We start from the raw sequence: 16,147 nt of genomic DNA, 5'->3' as shown, positions 1-16,147 counted from the left end.
TATGGATCAGACGCATTCTCTTGCATCATTTCTCCAGTATGTCGAACAGCGCGACCCGCACCAGCCGGAGTTCTCACAGGCCATTCGTGAAGTGATGACCACCCTCTGGCCCTTCCTTGAAGCTCACCCGCGTTACCGCCAGATGTCTTTACTTGAACGCCTTGTTGAACCGGAGCGAGTGATCCAGTTTCGTGTCGCCTGGGTTGATGATCGCAATCAGGTCCAGGTCAACCGCGCCTGGCGAGTACAGTTCAGTTCGGCTATTGGCCCCTACAAAGGCGGTATGCGTTTTCACCCGTCGGTGAATTTGTCGATCCTCAAATTCCTCGGCTTCGAACAAACGTTTAAAAATGCGCTCACTACTCTGCCAATGGGCGGCGGCAAAGGTGGCAGTGATTTTGACCCGAAAGGCAAAAGCGATGGCGAAATGATGCGTTTCTGCCAGGCGCTGATCAGTGAACTGTATCGCCATCTTGGCGCAGATACCGACGTGCCCGCCGGAGATATTGGCGTCGGCGCACGCGAAGTCGGTTTTATGGCCGGGATGATGAAAAAGCTCTCCAACAATACCGCCTGTGTCTTTACCGGCAAGGGGCTTTCGTTTGGCGGCAGTCTGATCCGCCCGGAAGCGACCGGTTATGGTCTGGTCTATTTCACCGAAGCGATGCTCAAGCGCCACAGTCTTAGCTTTGAAGGGATGCGCGTCGCGGTTTCCGGCTCCGGCAACGTGGCGCAATACGCCATTGAAAAAGCGATGGCCTTCGGCGCACGGGTGATCACCGCGTCGGACTCGGCGGGTACCGTGGTGGATGAAGCCGGGTTTAACCGCGAAAAACTCACGCGTCTGTGCGAGATCAAAGCCAGCCGCGACGGTCGCATTGCGGATTACGCGCGTGAATTTGGTCTGACATATCTGGAAGGCAAACAGCCGTGGTCAGTGCCGGTCGACATCGCTCTACCATGTGCTACGCAAAATGAGCTGGATACCGACGCGGCGCGCGTATTGATTGCCAACGGCGTAAAAGCCGTAGCGGAAGGCGCGAATATGCCCACCACCATCGATGCTACCGAATTGTTCCTGGCGGCGGGCGTGCTGTTCGCGCCGGGGAAAGCCGCGAATGCAGGCGGTGTTGCCACCTCCGGTCTGGAGATGGCGCAGAATGCCACGCGTATGGGCTGGAAAGCGGAAAAAGTAGATGCACGTTTGCATCACATCATGCTGGATATTCATCAGGCTTGCGTCGAGTACGGCGGTGAAGGCAAACAAACGCACTATGTGCGCGGCGCCAACATCGCGGGCTTCGTGAAAGTCGCCGACGCCATGCTGGCGCAGGGTGTGATTTGATAAACAGGCCGGATAACAGCGAAAACGCGTTATCCAGCCGGAGACGCTGCATCACCGCCCGCCTCTGCTGATGGCGGGCGTTTTTTTCCACGACCTTTCGCGAACGTTTTTTTCTTCTCGCCGCCCGGTGCCACCAGCCCACGGAACTGACGCACTGGCGTGTTGCGCGCCTGGTGAATCAGCTCGTGTAGCGTACCGACCAACGGCTGCATGAAGTCCTGATAGCGGCACTCTTTTTCACTGATTTGCGTCAGCACCGACTCCCAATGCGCGGTCATATCGGGGCGTGCCGCCATCTCCGGCAGCGAGTGGATCAATGCCCGGCCCGGTTCGGTCGAGTGGATATAGCGTCCTTTCTTCACCAGAAAACTGCGCTTGAACAACAGTTCGATAATCCCTGCACGCGTCGCCTCAGTGCCCAGACCATCGGTAGCACGCAGAATTTTCTTCAGATCTTTGTCCTGCACGAATCGCGCAATTCCGGTCATCGCCGACAGCAATGTTGCATCGGTAAAGTGGCGCGGTGGCTGGGTCTGGCGCGCGACCACTTCGCCTTTTTCGCACAGCAATTCGTCGCCTTTTGCCACCACCGGCAACGGTGTGCCGTCATTCTCTTCGTCGCGCTCTTTCGAACCCAGCAGCGTGCGCCACCCGGCTTCTGCCAGAAAACGCGCTTTGGCGATAAACTTGCCGTTGGCGATGTCGAGATCGATCTGGCATTTACGGAACACCGCATCCGGGCAGAATTGCATCAAATACTGGCGAGCAATCAAATTATAAACGTTGGCTTCGTTATCGCTGAGATTGACCTTTGAGGCGCGGGCCGTCGGGATAATCGCGTGGTGCGCATCGACTTTCTTATCGTCCCAGCAGCGGTTGCGCGTGTCCGGGTTTACTACCGGCTGCGGCAACAAACCCGGGGCATGAGCGCCAATCGCATTCATCACCGCGTGTCGTCCGGCGAAGTGCTCTTCCGGCAAATAGCGGCAATCAGAACGCGGATAGGTGATCAACTTGTGGGTTTCGTAGAGTTTCTGGCAAATATCAAGCACGTTCTGCGCACTGAGCCCATAGCGTTTTGCCGCTTCAATTTGCAACGCGGAAAGCGAAAACGGCAGCGGCGCGAGTTCTGATTCCCGTTTATCGTTATAAGCTGTCACCAGCGCGGGTTGGCCGCTAATGCGGCTCACCACATGCTCCGCCAGCGGGCGATGCAGCAAGCGCCCTTCGTCGTCCTGATAAGGTTCGCACGCTTCGCTCGGCTGCCACAGGGCGGTAAAACGCTCCCCGGCAGGCGTGACGATATGCGCTTTCACTTCAAAGAAATCCTTCGCCACGAAGTTCTCAATCTCTTCGTCACGACGCACCACCAGCCCCAGCACCGGCGTCTGCACGCGCCCAACGGAGAGCACGCCCTGATAGCCGGCGTTACGCCCCAGCAACGTATACGCGCGGGTCATATTGATGCCATAGAGCCAATCGGCACGGGCGCGCGCCAGCGCCGACACGCACAGCGGAATAAATTCGCTATTCGCTCGCAGGCGCTCAATGGCGCGCTCCACCGCCTGCGGATTGAGATCGTTAATCAGGCAGCGTTGCACCTGCTGGCGTTTTTCAGCAGGCAGTTGCAGGTAATCAATCACTTCATCAACCAGCAACTGCCCTTCTCGATCCGGGTCACCGGCGTGAACCACCTGCTCGGCATCAGCGAGCAGGCGTTTGATAACATTGATTTGCTTAAGCACCGACGGGCGCGGCTGCAACTGCCACTTTTCCGGCACTATCGGAAGATCGGCCAGATTCCAGCGCGCATAGCGGCTGTCATAGGCATCCGGCTGCGCCTGTTCAAGCAGGTGACCGATACACCAGGTCACCACCTGACCATTACCGCACTCAATATAGCCGTCGCCTTTGCGATGTGGCTTAGGCAGCACATCGGCAATGGCACGCGCCAGACTGGGCTTTTCGGCAATAAATAACCGCATAGGATTAACGGATCTCAATCATCGGGCGACCGCCGCGCGCGCTGACCAGCTCGCCAATCGCGCTCAGTTCAATGCCATATTCCGCCGCTGTTGCTTTCACTTCTTCTTCCGAACCTGGCGCTACCGCCAGCAGCAAGCCGCCGGACGTTTGCGGATCGCACAGCAAATCGCGCACTGCCGTCGGCATCTCGCCCATCAGGTGACCATAGCTGGCGAAGTTACGCTGCGTACCGCCTGGCACTGCGCCCTGAGCAATGTACTCTTCAACACCTGGCAATTTCGGCACATCCTGATACCAGACCTGCGCCTGCACGCCAGCGCCCTGACACATTTCACTCAGATGGCCAAGCAGACCAAAACCGGTGACATCGGTCATCGCTTTTACGCCGTCGATCCCGGCAAATGCGGCACCGGCAAGGTTCATGCGACACATCACTTCCGTTGCCAGACCAACGTGTTCCGGTTTAAGCAGCGATTTTTTCTCCGCCGTCGTTAACACGCCAATACCCAGCGGCTTGGTGAGGAACAGTTTGCAGCCTGCCTGGGCGGTGCTGTTCTTCTTCACGCGTTCGGTTGGCACCACACCCGTTACGGCAAGGCCAAAAATCGGCTCCGGTGCATCGATTGAATGGCCACCTGCCAGCGCAATTCCCGCCTGCTGGCAAGCAAAACGCCCACCGTCGATCACCTCACGCGCGATTTCCGGTGCCAGTTTGTCGAGGGGCCAGCCCAAAATGGCAATCGCCATAATCGGTTTGCCGCCCATCGCGAAAACGTCACTAATGGCGTTGGTCGCAGCAATACGGCCAAAGTCGAAGGGGTTATCGACAATCGGCATAAAGAAGTCAGTGGTGCTGATAATGCAGGTGCCGTTACCCAAATCGTAAACGGCGGCGTCATCACGCGTTTCGTTGCCGACAAGCAGGTTCGGGTCGAGAAACTTCGCCTGCTCGCTATGCAGAATGGTATCCAGCACTTTGGGGGAAATTTTACAACCGCAACCGGCTCCGTGGCTGTATTGCGTTAAACGAATGGCTTGCTCGCTCATGGACATCTCCTGTCATTGCAATCGCGCTATGGTAGCGCCCAAATGCTGAGCTGGTAAGTCTGGCAATCTGATTTCGCGCGTTATTGCTCATTAAGCAAACGAAACAGACATCACGTGCGATGATTTTTTGCTCGTAAACATCATCTCAATAACTACATCGGCCATTTTGCGAGTCACCGCAATGTTCTTTTTGGCATTTTATGACAGAAATATGACAGCAGCCACTGAGGGCTACAGACGCTTTTTTACATAAAGGAACCGCTCATGAAAAAAAATATCATCGCGTTTTGTCTTGCTAGTTTGCTCTCTACCAGCGCTTTTGCTCTGGTTCCATCCGGGAATGACGCCACCACCAAACCTGATCTTTACTACCTGAAAAATGCGCAGGCGATTGATAGCCTGGCTTTGTTACCCCCGCCGCCGGAAGTCGGTAGCATCGCGTTTTTAAACGATCAAGCGATGTACGAGCAGGGCCGCTTGCTGCGTAGCACCGAGCGCGGCAAACAGGCGGCGGAAGACGCCAACCTGAGCAGCGGCGGCGTGGCAAACGCCTTCTCCGGCGCATTTGGCTCACCGATCACTGAGAAAGATGCCCCGCAGTTGCATAAGCTGTTGACCAACATGATCGAAGATGAGGGCGATCTGGCAACGCGCGGCGCGAAGCAAAAATATATGCGTATCCGCCCGTTTGCCTTCTACGGCGTGCCGACTTGCAACACCAAAGAGCAGGATTCACTGGCGAAAAATGGCTCTTATCCGTCCGGTCATACCTCTATCGGTTGGGCCACCGCACTGGTGCTGGCAGAGATTAACCCACAGCGTCAGGATCAGATCCTCAAACGCGGCTACGACCTGGGTCAAAGCCGGGTAATCTGCGGCTACCACTGGCAAAGTGATGTGGACGCCGCGCGCATTGTCGGCTCCGCCGTGGTTGCCACTCTGCATACCAATCCGGCTTTCCAGCAACAGTTGCAAAAAGCCAAAGATGAGTTTGCACAACGTAAATAAACAGCGCGCCCGGATCGGTGTGCTTTCGCTATGATCCCTTCGCGTTTTTATCGGCGAAAGCCGATTGGACTTTAAAAGAAAACGGCTGCGGCGGAGTTGTCGCAGCCGTCAGATATCAGGCTGAACTTAGAAATGCGTCACGAACGGCGTGGTATCCGGTACGGTGACAGTGGTCGAGGCTTTCAACTGCGGTGTGCCGAGGTACAGAAAACCGACGATTTTATCCTGTTCGCGGCAGTCAAACGCCTGACGAACTACTGCGCTGTCAGTCAACGGACCTGTGCGCCAGATACCGTTAAACCCTTGCGCCAGCGCCGCCATCTGCATCGCCATTACCGCGCAGCCGGCAGAAAGTAATTGCTCCCAAAGCGGGACTTTATGGTGCTCTTCGCATTTCGCCACCACTGCGATGATCAACGGTGCGCGAAAGGGTGATGTACGCGCTTTTTCGATGCCTTTTTCATCCTGCCCTGCGGCAGTCGCGGCCTGTTCCAGCGTCTGACTGAAACGTTCGCGCCCTTGCCCTTTGATGACAAAAAAATGCCACGGTTGAAGCGTACCGTGATCTGGCGCGCGCATGCCTGCACGCAAAATGTTATCCAGTTGTTCATCTGCCGGGGCCGGTTCTGCCAGCCGGGATGCGCTACGACGATTGACGAGCAGCTCAAGTGCGTCCATTAGTTAAACTCCTGTATTGAAATTTGTTCACAAAATTAACACGAGCGTAGAAATTGTTACAGCGTCGGAGGCGATTCCTGCTGACAAGAGGCGGCGGGGTAATTAGGATAACCACACTTTGCCGCTCGGGCAGCGGTGGTCGTTAACTACCAGGGAGAATACATGCGAACCCTTTGGCGTATTATTGCCGGTTTTTTCAAGTGGAGCTGGCGATTGCTGAACTTTATCCGCAATCTGGTGCTGAATCTTTTCTTTATTCTATTGGTGCTGGTCGTCGCAGGTGTATGGATGCAACTGAGCGACGGCAAAGCCAGCAGCAACAGCCGTGGAGCCTTGCTACTGGATATTTCTGGCGTGGTGGTGGACAAAACCTCCGCCAGCAGCCGACTGGGCGCGCTGGGCCGCCAGTTGTTCGGTGCCAGCTCCGATCGGTTGCAGGAAAACTCCCTGTTTGACATCGTCGACACCATTCGCCAGGCACAGCATGACCGGAATATCACCGGGATTGTGATGGATCTGAAAAACTTTGCCGGTGCGGATCAACCATCAATGCAGTATATCGGTAAAGCGCTGCGCGAATTCCGCGACAGCGGTAAGCCGGTTTATGCCGTAGGCGATAACTACAGCCAGGGGCAGTATTACCTTGCCAGCTTCGCCAACAAGATCTGGTTGTCGCCGCAGGGCGTGGTCGATTTGCACGGTTTTGCCACCAACGGCCTCTACTACAAGTCGCTGCTTGATAAGTTGAAAGTCACCACCCATGTATTCCGCGTCGGAACATATAAATCTGCCGTTGAACCGTTTATTCGCGACGATATGTCCCCGGCAGCCCGCGATGCGGACAGCCGCTGGATTAATGAGTTATGGCAGAACTACCTCAACACCGTTGCCGCTAACCGCCAAATCACCGCGCAACAGGTCTTCCCTGGCGCGCAAGCGATGCTGGAGGGTCTGCGTAAAGCGGATGGCGACACGGCGAAATATGCGCTGGATAACAAACTGGTGGATGAGCTGGGTTCCGCAACCGATGCGGAAAAAGCGATGGTTAAACAGTTTGGCTGGAGCACAGAGGATAAGAACTTCCGCGCGGTCAGCATGTATGATTACCAGGCGAAAAAACCAAGCGATGTTGGCGATACCGTAGCGGTGATTTTCGCTAACGGCGCGATTATGGACGGCGAAGAGACGCCGGGGAACGTAGGCGGTGATACGACTGCTGCGCAGATCCGCGATGCGCGTCTGGATCCGAAAGTGAAAGCCATTGTGCTGCGTGTCAACAGCCCTGGCGGCAGCGTCAGCGCATCGGAAGTTATCCGCTCCGAGCTGGCGGCAGCCCGCGCAGCAGGTAAACCGGTCGTGGTTTCGATGGGCGGTATGGCGGCATCTGGCGGTTACTGGATCTCAACACCGGCGAACTACATTGTCGCCAGTGCCAGCACGCTGACCGGTTCAATTGGTATCTTCGGGGTTATCAACACACTGGAAAACAGCCTCGACAGTATCGGCGTGCATACTGATGGCGTAGCAACCTCGCCGCTGGCAGATGTCAGTATGACCAAAGCGCTGCCGGACGAAGTTTCACAGATGATGCAGTTGAGCATTGAGAATGGCTACAAGCGCTTTATCACGCTGGTGGCGCAGTCGCGCAACAGCACGCCTGAGCAGGTTGATAAAATCGCGCAGGGCCACGTCTGGACCGGCCAGGATGCGAAAAACAACGGGCTGGTCGATGCGCTGGGCGATTTCGACGATGCACTGGCGAAAGCGGCTGAGCTTGCGAAACTGAAACAGTGGCATATCGATTACTACGAAGAAGAACCGAGTTTCTTTGATCGGGTAATGGACAGCATGTCTGGTTCGGTCAGCGCCTTGCTGCCAAAAGCATTGCAGACATACCTGCCCGCGCCGCTGGCGAGCGCTGCGCTGGAGATGAAAGCTGAAACTGACAAACTGGCGGTGTTTAACGATCCGCAAAATCGTTATGCGCTCTGTCTGAACTGCGCCAAAATCCGCTAAAATCACCTGACGATGTCCCCTCCACCGGAGGGGATTTTTTTGATGAAGCCAGAATATAACTATGCAAAAAAAATCCATTTACGTTGCCTACACGGGCGGTACTATCGGTATGCAACGCTCAGAACACGGCTATGTGCCAGTTTCCGGTCACCTGCAACGCCAGCTAGCGCTGATGCCTGAGTTCCATCGCCCGGAAATGCCCGATTTCACCATTCATGAATATGAGCCGCTGATGGATTCGTCTGATATGACGCCGGAAGACTGGCAACATATTGCAGACGATGTGAAAGCGCACTACGACGACTATGATGGTTTTGTGATTCTGCACGGCACGGATACGATGGCCTACACCGCATCAGCGCTGTCATTTATGCTGGAAAACCTGGGCAAACCGGTCATTGTGACAGGGTCACAAATCCCGCTTGCCGAACTGCGTTCTGATGGGCAGATCAACCTGCTTAATGCGTTATATGTGGCGGCTAATTTCCCGATCAATGAAGTGACACTGTTCTTTAATAACCGTCTGTACCGCGGTAACCGCACCACCAAAGCGCATGCCGACGGTTTCGATGCGTTCGCTTCGCCTAACCTTGCGCCGTTACTGGAAGCGGGTATCCATATTCGTCGCCTGGGTACGCCACCCGCACCGCATACGGTGGGAGAATTGGTGGTGCATCCGATCACTCCCCAGCCGATTGGCGTGGTGACGATTTATCCGGGTATTTCCGCCGACGTGGTACGTAACTTCCTGCGCCAGCCGGTAAAAGCGTTGATACTTCGTTCTTACGGTGTGGGTAATGCGCCGCAAAACGGTGAGTTTCTGAAAGAGTTACAGGAAGCGAGCGCCCGCGGCATTGTCGTGGTCAACCTGACACAATGTATGTCCGGCAAAGTCAACATGGGCGGCTACGCCACCGGCAATGCCCTCGCCCACGCAGGTGTGATTGGCGGCGCAGACATGACGGTTGAAGCGACCCTGACAAAACTTCACTACCTGTTAAGTCAGGATCTGGACGCCGATTCAATTCGCACCGCAATGACGCAGAACCTGCGCGGTGAATTGACGCCGGATGAATGAGGAGGTTTGTATGACGCAACGCGCACTGCTGCTGGTCGATATTCAGAATGATTTCTGCGCTGGCGGCGCGCTGGCAGTGGCAGAAGGCGACAACACGGTAGATGTCGCCAATGCCATGATGGCGTGGTGTAAAACACACGGCGATACCATCGTGGCAAGCCAGGACTGGCATCCGGCCGGGCATGGCAGTTTCGCCAGCCAGCACCACGTCGCGCCGTTCACGACGGGCGAGCTGGCTGGGTTAGCCCAAACATTCTGGCCCGATCACTGTGTACAAAACAGCGAGGGTGCGGCGTTGCATCCCTTGCTGAATCAGCACACTATCGACGCGGTGTTTCACAAAGGCGAGAACCCACTGATTGACAGTTACAGTGCGTTTTTTGATAACGGCCATCGTCAGGAAACCGACCTGCACAGCTGGTTGCAGCAGCACGGCATTCGCGAACTGGTGGTACTCGGTTTAGCCACCGATTACTGCGTGAAATTTACCGTGCTGGATGCGTTAAACCTGGGCTACAGGGTGAATGTCATTACCGACGGATGTCGCGGTGTGAATCTGAACCAACACGACAGCACCCAGGCGTTTATGGAGATGTCAGCGGCTGGCGCGACGCTCTATACGCTCGCGGACTGGCAGGAAACCCACGCCTGATGATCATGCCGGATGGTGTTGCGCCTCCGGCATGGCGACTTACGATTTAAACGTCGCGATCGGCTTTGGCGAAATGCCAAAATCCTCTTTTAACTGCTGCTTACTTTTCATCACCATCTGGCCGTTGGTATCAATGGTCATGTGCTGCGCCTGCGTGTTATTGCGCGCCTGCCACAGCATCACCAGTTGTAAGCTGTTCTCTTTTTGCTCTGGTGTCAGCGCAACGCCATCCGGCCATTTCCCTAACTCAACGGCCGTTACCAGTCGCTGATAGATCTCCGGCGTCATGCTGTTAACGATTTGATCAAGATTCATCTCAAACAACTCCGTGGAATAATTGCTGAATCGTTTTTTCAACCCTGAGACCGATCACCATTTTCATCATCCGTAAAACTCAGGGAAGCAGAGTTGACACAATAACGTTCGCCGGTTGGTTGTGGGCCATCCGGAAACACGTGTCCCAGGTGCGCATCGCATTTTCCGCAACGGATTTCCACGCGCTGCATGCCATGCGAATAATCGTTGATATAACGAATAGCATCCTCGCTGACCGGCTCAAAAAAACTTGGCCAACCGCAGCCAGAATCATACTTAGTTTGCGAATTGAACAGCGCGGCATCACACACCAGACAGTGATAAATCCCATCGCGTTTGTTATGCAAAAAACGCCCGGTGAACGGCGGCTCAGTGCCGTGGTTCTGTGTCACGTAGAACTGCATTTCAGTCAGTGTTTTTTTCAGGTCGTCTTCAGAAGAATTATGCGCCATTTGCTCACGCCTCACGGTAAAAACTCGACAACTTTTCAGCCTGATTCTAACAAAACATTAACAGTGCGGCGTTAACTTTTGTTCTAAACTTATTTGTTGCGGTAAAGCAGCCGGTGAATTGTGATTAATCTCACATTTTTATCCTATCTGACCTTTAAAATTCCAGGCGGCGCCCTTATATGGGGAGCATGCTCAAAGGAAGAGTGAGGCGAGTCAGTCGAACAAAGGCTATGCGGAGGATTGATTTGTCGCAATGATTGACACGATTCCGCTTGACGCTGCGTAAGGTTTTTGTAATTTTACAGCCAACCTTTTATTCACTAACAAATAGCTGGTGGAATATATGACTATCAAAGTAGGTATCAACGGTTTTGGCCGTATCGGTCGCATTGTTTTCCGTGCTGCTCAGGAACGTTCTGACATCGAAATCGTTGGTATCAACGATCTGTTGGACGCTGAATACATGGCGTACATGCTGAAGTATGACTCCACTCACGGTCGTTTCAACGGTACCGTAGAAGTGAAAGACGGCCACCTGGTTGTTAACGGCAAAACCATCCGTGTTACTGCTGAGAAAGACCCGGCTAACCTGAAATGGAACGAAATCGGCGTTGACGTAGTTGCTGAAGCTACCGGTATCTTCCTGACCGACGAAACCGCTCGTAAACACATCACCGCTGGCGCGAAAAAAGTTGTTCTGACTGGTCCGTCCAAAGACAACACCCCGATGTTCGTACGTGGCGCTAACTTCGAAAAATATGCTGGCCAGGACATCGTTTCCAACGCTTCCTGCACCACCAACTGCCTGGCTCCGCTGGCAAAAGTTATCAACGACAACTTCGGTATCATCGAAGGTCTGATGACCACTGTTCACGCGACCACTGCAACGCAGAAAACCGTTGATGGCCCGTCTCACAAAGACTGGCGCGGCGGCCGCGGCGCATCCCAGAACATCATCCCGTCCTCTACCGGTGCTGCTAAAGCAGTAGGTAAAGTACTGCCGGAACTGAACGGCAAACTGACTGGTATGGCGTTCCGCGTTCCGACTCCGAACGTATCCGTTGTTGACCTGACCGTTCGTCTGGAAAAAGCAGCGTCCTACGAAGAAATCAAGAAAGCCATCAAAGCCGCTTCTGAAGGCCCGATGAAAGGCGTTCTGGGTTACACCGAAGACGACGTGGTTTCTACCGATTTCAACGGCGAAGTTTGCACTTCCGTATTCGATGCTAAAGCCGGTATCGCACTGAACGACAACTTCGTGAAACTGGTTTCCTGGTACGACAACGAAACTGGTTACTCCAACAAAGTTCTGGACCTGATCGCTCACATCTCCAAATAAGTTGAGATGAGAACATGATCTGAAAGAGCGACTTCGGTCGCTCTTTTTTTGTTTTGAAGACAGAGGATTGCGTTAATGATTAATAAAATTTTTGCACTTCCGGTAGTCGAACAAATTACCCCTACTCTCTCCCTGCGCAAAATGGACGAGCTGGATGTTATCGTCGTCGACCATCCGCAGGTTAAAGGTTCATTCGCCCTACAGGGCGCACATCTGCTCTCATGGAAACCGCAGGGTGAAGAAGAAGTTCTGTGGCTGAGCGGCAACACGCCGTTTAAAGATGGCGTCGCGCTGCGTGGCGGCGTGCCGGTTTGCTGGCCATGGTTCGGCCCGGCAAAACAACAAGGCCTACCCGCGCATGGTTTTGCGCGCAATCTGCCGTGGGCGCTGAAAGCGCATAACGAAGACGCCAATGGCGTAGTGCTGACCTTTGAACTGCAGAGCAGCGATGCTTCGCGCAAATTCTGGCCACACGACTTTACGGTGTATGCCCGTTACAAACTGGGTGCGACCTGCGAAATGGAACTGGAAGCTCACGGTGAGTTTGAAACCACCTCAGCGCTGCACACCTATTTCAACGTCGGTGATATCGCAGCCGTAAAAGTAAGCGGTCTTGGCGATCGTTTCATCGATAAAGTGAACGATGCGAAAGAAGATGTGCTGGCCGATGGCGTGCAGACTTTCCCGGATCGCACCGACCGCGTCTATCTGAATACAGAAGCTTGCAGCCTGATCCACGACAGCGCGCTTAACCGCACCATCGAAGTCATCCACAGTCATAACGCGAATGTCGTCGCGTGGAACCCCGGCCCGGCGCTCTCCGTCAGCATGACCGACATGCCGGATGACGGTTATAAAACGTTTGTCTGTGTGGAATCGGTTAACGCGACCGTGCCGCAGAAAACCACGGAAGAGAAACCGTCCCGCCTGGCGCAGACCATCCGCGTCGTTAAACGCTGATCCTGCCGACCCTCTCCCGACAGGAGAGGGTTATTATTCCTGTCACACCACGTCGAGCGGCGTTTTACGGCCCGGTGCCGGGAAAGCGTTGTCCAGCCGCACTAACTCTTCGCTGCTTAACGTGATATTCAATGCCTCCGCATTTTCCTGCACATGTACCACGCTGGACGCTTTGGGAATCGCTATCACGCCCTGATGGCTAATCACCCAAGCCAGTAAAATTTGCGCAGCACTAACGTTATGTGCGGCGGCAATTTCGCGCACCGCGCTGTTTTCCAGCAAACCATCGCGTAAGCGGCCAGCCTGAGCCAGCGGACAATAAGCCATTACTGGTATTGCCTGTTGCTGACACCATGGCAGCAGATCATATTCAATGCCGCGTGAGCCAAGATGATACAGCACCTGATTTGTCGCACACGCATCACCGCCGCGCACGCGCATCAGCTCCTGCATATCGCTGTAATTCAGATTTGAAACGCCCCAGCGACGTATTTTGCCCTGCGCGATCAGCGTTTCCATCACCTCGACGGTTTCAGCAAGGGAGTAGTGACCGCGCCAGTGCAGCAGATAGAGATCGAGAACCTCGGTTTTCAGGCGACGCAGGCTGGCTTCGCAGGCAGCGATTGCTTTCTTGCCGCCGGCATTCCACGGATAAACTTTGGAAACCAGGAACACTTTGTCACGCAATCCGCCCTGCAAGGCTTCGCCGACCACCTCTTCCGCTCCGCCGTCGGCGTACATTTCCGCAGTATCAATCAGCGTTAAACCGAGATCGATACCCGCACGCAGCGCATCCACTTCTTTCTGACGCAGCCGCACGTTTTCCCCCATATACCAGGTGCCCTGGCCAATGGCGGGCTGCGAAACCTGGCCTGCAAAAACGACGTTGTTATCTGCCATACTCTCCTCCTGCTAAACGTTTCACCGTAAAGCAAAACAGGGCCAATGGCCCTGTTTTATTGCACAGATCGCGCTATTCAACTGCACAATCAGAAGCGGTAAGTCACCCCGGTGGACAACAGTCCGCCCCAGGATTTATCCACCATCGGACTGTCTTTGATCTCATCCGACAAATGGGTGTAACGACCGACACCGTACACGGTCCAGCTATCCGTCAGACGGTAGCTGACCGTCAGCTCCAGATAAGGGCTCCAGCCATTATCCGGATCGTAGCTGTTCAAACCGCTGCGGCGTGCTTCGGAACGCGACACGCCATAATAGTAGTTATTCAGGTTATCGCTGGCCCATTCAACACCAATGCCCGGCGTGAGGCTCAGCGCACCGTTGTTGTAGTTATACAGCCAGCCGATATCCCACATAACACCATTGCTGTTATCCAGCACATCGCCCGCGAGGGTGGTGCGCAGGAAACCGTAATCGGTATTGTGGACGTAGGAAAGCCCCGCCATCATCGTCCCTTTACGGCGATCCAACTGACGTAGCTGACGATTATCGCTGTCTTTTGGTTTGAACTCCCATGGCGAGTAAAACGCAGTGATAGAGAGTTTATCCGCCGCATCATTCCACAGGTAATAACCGCCACCTAAGCCGCGAAACCAGAAATTATCACTCTCATAGGTGATAACAGGAATCGGCAGGACACGTTTATCATACTGTTTATACGGGGATTCAACGACGCCCACGCCAGCGCCCAGTGAAAAGGTATTTTCTGCATTTGCTGCAAAAGCGCAGGACGCGGTCAGCACGCCCAGTGCCACGAGTTTGATTTTGGTCACAGTCCTTTCTTTCCTGTAGTCAAATAATTGGCGCATGAAGTTTAACCGCCCGCGACATCCTACCCAAATTTTTTTACCTAAACATTACAAAAAAATCGAAAATTCTGGATAGCGCGTAACCAGCCACAGCGGGTGCGAAAAAATGCTTTCGCACCCTGTTCATCAAGCCTCTTCGACCATTTCTGGTAATAAATAACACGCTGTACATACCGTTACACGGCAGTGCTCATCATCCGTCATAAGGCTGGTATATAGTGTCGCGGAAACAGAGATCAAATTTGTCTGTTACGTTAAAAAACAACATATTTTAAACAAATGAATATCAAGTAGTTTTAATTTTATAATGAAAATCAAAAATACTTTCTGCCTACATTTCCTGATGGCACTTCTCGCCATCCTGTTCCTTTGCGTTCATCCGCTGGTGACTCGCGTTGATCCACCGCTTAAATTCCAGCCGCTGATTAAAGCAATGGACGGCACGGCAAAAGAGCAGGCGGAAAAAATAGCCACTATTTCTCATGCCCTGCAAGGTAATGCGATTTTTTTCATTGGCGCATCGGAAGTCGCCACCTCAGAAGATGAACCTTACGCTGTATATAATTACCTAAATAATGATTTACATCGTAATGTTGTTGCATTTGGCGACAGTTTTGATGATAGCGTCACTCATTTTCTTCTGCTGTCTCGCTTTAAGAATGACCTTAATGCAAACAGTAAAGTCGTTTTGCTGCTGGCGCCCGATAGTTTTTATTCAACCGGCGTGCCTCCGGCTATTTTTGCGAATAATTTTCCGGCACCGGTTTTTAATCCATTGATGGAAGATGCTCAAACGCGCCCTTTTCTGGTCAACTACTTACGCCATATCAATAAAAAAGAGACCAGCCATTTAACGTTTGAGCAAATGAAAATTTCCGGCTGGGACCTGGACAATATCTGGCAGGAAGTTAGCTACGAATTTGCTAATTTCTGCACACTGATTAAAAACGACTGGCTGGCGATGCTGGATGTTGAAGCGTCGCCTGCACGCCCCTGGCCTGTGCAACCCGCCGTCGACATCACACCGAACTGGGAACACGAACTGGCCCACGCCCGCGAACTGAACGAGGCGCGCCAGGAAAGCGCTGACACCTTGTGGATGGACAAAACGGTTTATCAACCCGGCGAAAAGCCAGAAGTATGGGACGATTCGCCCGTTGAGCCGGAACAGTTAAAAGCGTTTCGCGCCATGATCAAGTTGCTGAAAGAGCGCCACGTTCAGGTGGTGGTAATTATTGATGCAATAAACCGCCGTGCGGTGCAAAACCCTGAGCTCGTGCAGCCTGCGGTGACACAGACCACCGCCATCCTGAAAGAAAACCAGATCCCCTATTTTGATATGTACTCCATGCCCTATCAGGACGGCTGGAACTGGGATCGTCTGCATCCCACCGATCTGGCATGGGTACCGATGGACCGCTTTATTCTTGAGAGTTTTAAACGATGAAATACGCTATTCGCCTGTTTTTCCTTTATCTCTTACTGGCGGTCACCGTTGT

Annotated in this window: 15 protein-coding genes; 8 read left to right on the top strand and 7 right to left on the bottom strand. The window is 53.7% G+C overall.

The window, feature by feature from the left end:
- Nucleotide 1 precedes the first annotated feature (1 nt).
- A complete protein-coding gene (gene gdhA / locus ACFX4O_RS05540) occupies nt 2-1,345 on the top strand; it encodes an NADP-specific glutamate dehydrogenase (protein WP_380207696.1) in 1,344 nt (447 codons plus the stop codon).
- 29 nt (nt 1,346-1,374) lie between these two features.
- On the opposite strand, the gene ACFX4O_RS05535 is transcribed toward gdhA, so the two are convergent.
- Together ACFX4O_RS05535 and selD are read right to left on the bottom strand one after the other, a co-directional pair.
- Complete coding sequence (locus ACFX4O_RS05535; RefSeq protein ID WP_380207695.1) at nt 1,375-3,330, bottom strand: DNA topoisomerase III; 1,956 nt, start codon at nt 3,328-3,330, stop codon at nt 1,375-1,377.
- A 4-nt stretch (nt 3,331-3,334) separates the two neighbouring features.
- Nucleotides 3,335-4,378 (bottom strand): selenide, water dikinase SelD, encoded by a 1,044-nt coding sequence (gene selD / locus ACFX4O_RS05530; RefSeq protein ID WP_131411581.1) that lies wholly within the window; start codon nt 4,376-4,378, stop codon nt 3,335-3,337.
- 264 nt (nt 4,379-4,642) lie between these two features.
- Between selD and phoC the strand changes: the two genes are divergently transcribed.
- The gene (gene phoC / locus ACFX4O_RS05525; RefSeq protein WP_380207694.1) at nt 4,643-5,386 is read left to right on the top strand and encodes an acid phosphatase PhoC; all 744 of its coding nucleotides are present in this window, start codon (nt 4,643-4,645) and stop codon (nt 5,384-5,386) included.
- Nucleotides 5,387-5,512: 126 nt separating this feature from the next.
- Here the strand turns inward: phoC and ACFX4O_RS05520 are convergent, their stop codons facing one another.
- On the bottom strand, nt 5,513-6,064 hold the full coding sequence (locus tag ACFX4O_RS05520; protein ID WP_380207693.1) for an NAD(P)H nitroreductase: 552 nt from the start codon (nt 6,062-6,064) through the stop codon (nt 5,513-5,515).
- A 162-nt stretch (nt 6,065-6,226) separates the two neighbouring features.
- Here ACFX4O_RS05520 and sppA point away from each other — a divergent pair, with 162 nt between their 5' ends.
- The 3 genes from sppA to pncA all read left to right on the top strand — a co-directional run bounded on the left by sppA (nt 6,227) and on the right by pncA (nt 9,810).
- Nucleotides 6,227-8,080: a signal peptide peptidase SppA gene (sppA, locus tag ACFX4O_RS05515; RefSeq protein WP_380207692.1), complete on the top strand. Its 1,854-nt coding sequence runs from the start codon at nt 6,227-6,229 to the stop codon at nt 8,078-8,080.
- Nucleotides 8,081-8,141: 61 nt separating this feature from the next.
- Nucleotides 8,142-9,158 carry an asparaginase gene (gene ansA / locus ACFX4O_RS05510; RefSeq protein ID WP_131411589.1) on the top strand — a complete coding sequence of 339 codons (1,017 nt, stop codon included), beginning with the start codon at nt 8,142-8,144 and terminating at the stop codon, nt 9,156-9,158.
- A 10-nt stretch (nt 9,159-9,168) separates the two neighbouring features.
- Nucleotides 9,169-9,810 carry a bifunctional nicotinamidase/pyrazinamidase gene (gene pncA, locus ACFX4O_RS05505; RefSeq protein WP_380207691.1) on the top strand — a complete coding sequence of 214 codons (642 nt, stop codon included), beginning with the start codon at nt 9,169-9,171 and terminating at the stop codon, nt 9,808-9,810.
- Nucleotides 9,811-9,849: 39 nt separating this feature from the next.
- On the opposite strand, the gene ACFX4O_RS05500 is transcribed toward pncA, so the two are convergent.
- Together ACFX4O_RS05500 and msrB are read right to left on the bottom strand one after the other, a co-directional pair.
- On the bottom strand, nt 9,850-10,125 hold the full coding sequence (locus ACFX4O_RS05500; RefSeq protein ID WP_131411593.1) for a YeaC family protein: 276 nt from the start codon (nt 10,123-10,125) through the stop codon (nt 9,850-9,852).
- A gap of 38 nt (nt 10,126-10,163) precedes the next feature.
- A complete protein-coding gene (msrB, locus tag ACFX4O_RS05495) occupies nt 10,164-10,577 on the bottom strand; it encodes a peptide-methionine (R)-S-oxide reductase MsrB (protein WP_017456514.1) in 414 nt (137 codons plus the stop codon).
- 343 nt (nt 10,578-10,920) lie between these two features.
- Between msrB and gapA the strand changes: the two genes are divergently transcribed.
- On the top strand, nt 10,921-11,916 hold the full coding sequence (gene gapA / locus ACFX4O_RS05490; RefSeq protein ID WP_380207690.1) for a glyceraldehyde-3-phosphate dehydrogenase: 996 nt from the start codon (nt 10,921-10,923) through the stop codon (nt 11,914-11,916).
- 75 nt (nt 11,917-11,991) lie between these two features.
- Complete coding sequence (locus ACFX4O_RS05485; protein WP_380207689.1) at nt 11,992-12,876, top strand: D-hexose-6-phosphate mutarotase; 885 nt, start codon at nt 11,992-11,994, stop codon at nt 12,874-12,876.
- A gap of 42 nt (nt 12,877-12,918) precedes the next feature.
- Here the strand turns inward: ACFX4O_RS05485 and ACFX4O_RS05480 are convergent, their stop codons facing one another.
- Both ACFX4O_RS05480 and ACFX4O_RS05475 read right to left on the bottom strand, forming a co-directional pair.
- On the bottom strand, nt 12,919-13,776 hold the full coding sequence (locus ACFX4O_RS05480; RefSeq protein WP_380207688.1) for an aldo/keto reductase: 858 nt from the start codon (nt 13,774-13,776) through the stop codon (nt 12,919-12,921).
- Between the two features lie 89 nt (nt 13,777-13,865).
- The gene (locus ACFX4O_RS05475; RefSeq protein WP_380207687.1) at nt 13,866-14,612 is read right to left on the bottom strand and encodes a MipA/OmpV family protein; all 747 of its coding nucleotides are present in this window, start codon (nt 14,610-14,612) and stop codon (nt 13,866-13,868) included.
- Between the two features lie 343 nt (nt 14,613-14,955).
- Between ACFX4O_RS05475 and ACFX4O_RS05470 the strand changes: the two genes are divergently transcribed.
- Nucleotides 14,956-16,095, top strand: a complete 1,140-nt coding sequence (locus ACFX4O_RS05470) for a D-alanyl-lipoteichoic acid biosynthesis protein DltD (RefSeq protein WP_380207686.1) — start codon at nt 14,956-14,958, stop codon at nt 16,093-16,095.
- The last annotated feature ends 52 nt before the right edge of the window (nt 16,096-16,147 follow it).

The sequence above is a fragment of the Kosakonia sp. YIM B13571 genome (assembly GCF_042788095.1).
Lineage (GTDB): Bacteria > Pseudomonadota > Gammaproteobacteria > Enterobacterales > Enterobacteriaceae > Kosakonia > Kosakonia quasisacchari.
This window is presented reverse-complemented; position numbering and strand designations above follow the sequence as displayed.

Bases quoted from the DNA above. Each gene is read 5' to 3' on its own strand.
- selD (WP_131411581.1), bottom strand. From the start codon at position 4,378: ATGAGCGAGCAAGCCATTCGTTTAACGCAATACAGCCACGGAGCCGGT.
- msrB (WP_017456514.1), bottom strand. From the start codon at position 10,577: ATGGCGCATAATTCTTCTGAAGACGACCTGAAAAAAACACTGACTGAA.
- ACFX4O_RS05500 (WP_131411593.1), bottom strand. From the start codon at position 10,125: ATGAATCTTGATCAAATCGTTAACAGCATGACGCCGGAGATCTATCAG.
- gapA (WP_380207690.1), top strand. From the start codon at position 10,921: ATGACTATCAAAGTAGGTATCAACGGTTTTGGCCGTATCGGTCGCATT.
- ACFX4O_RS05535 (WP_380207695.1), bottom strand. From the start codon at position 3,330: ATGCGGTTATTTATTGCCGAAAAGCCCAGTCTGGCGCGTGCCATTGCC.
- ACFX4O_RS05470 (WP_380207686.1), top strand. From the start codon at position 14,956: ATGAAAATCAAAAATACTTTCTGCCTACATTTCCTGATGGCACTTCTC.
- sppA (WP_380207692.1), top strand. From the start codon at position 6,227: ATGCGAACCCTTTGGCGTATTATTGCCGGTTTTTTCAAGTGGAGCTGG.
- ACFX4O_RS05480 (WP_380207688.1), bottom strand. From the start codon at position 13,776: ATGGCAGATAACAACGTCGTTTTTGCAGGCCAGGTTTCGCAGCCCGCC.
- ACFX4O_RS05520 (WP_380207693.1), bottom strand. From the start codon at position 6,064: ATGGACGCACTTGAGCTGCTCGTCAATCGTCGTAGCGCATCCCGGCTG.
- ansA (WP_131411589.1), top strand. From the start codon at position 8,142: ATGCAAAAAAAATCCATTTACGTTGCCTACACGGGCGGTACTATCGGT.
- gdhA (WP_380207696.1), top strand. From the start codon at position 2: ATGGATCAGACGCATTCTCTTGCATCATTTCTCCAGTATGTCGAACAG.
- ACFX4O_RS05485 (WP_380207689.1), top strand. From the start codon at position 11,992: ATGATTAATAAAATTTTTGCACTTCCGGTAGTCGAACAAATTACCCCT.
- phoC (WP_380207694.1), top strand. From the start codon at position 4,643: ATGAAAAAAAATATCATCGCGTTTTGTCTTGCTAGTTTGCTCTCTACC.
- pncA (WP_380207691.1), top strand. From the start codon at position 9,169: ATGACGCAACGCGCACTGCTGCTGGTCGATATTCAGAATGATTTCTGC.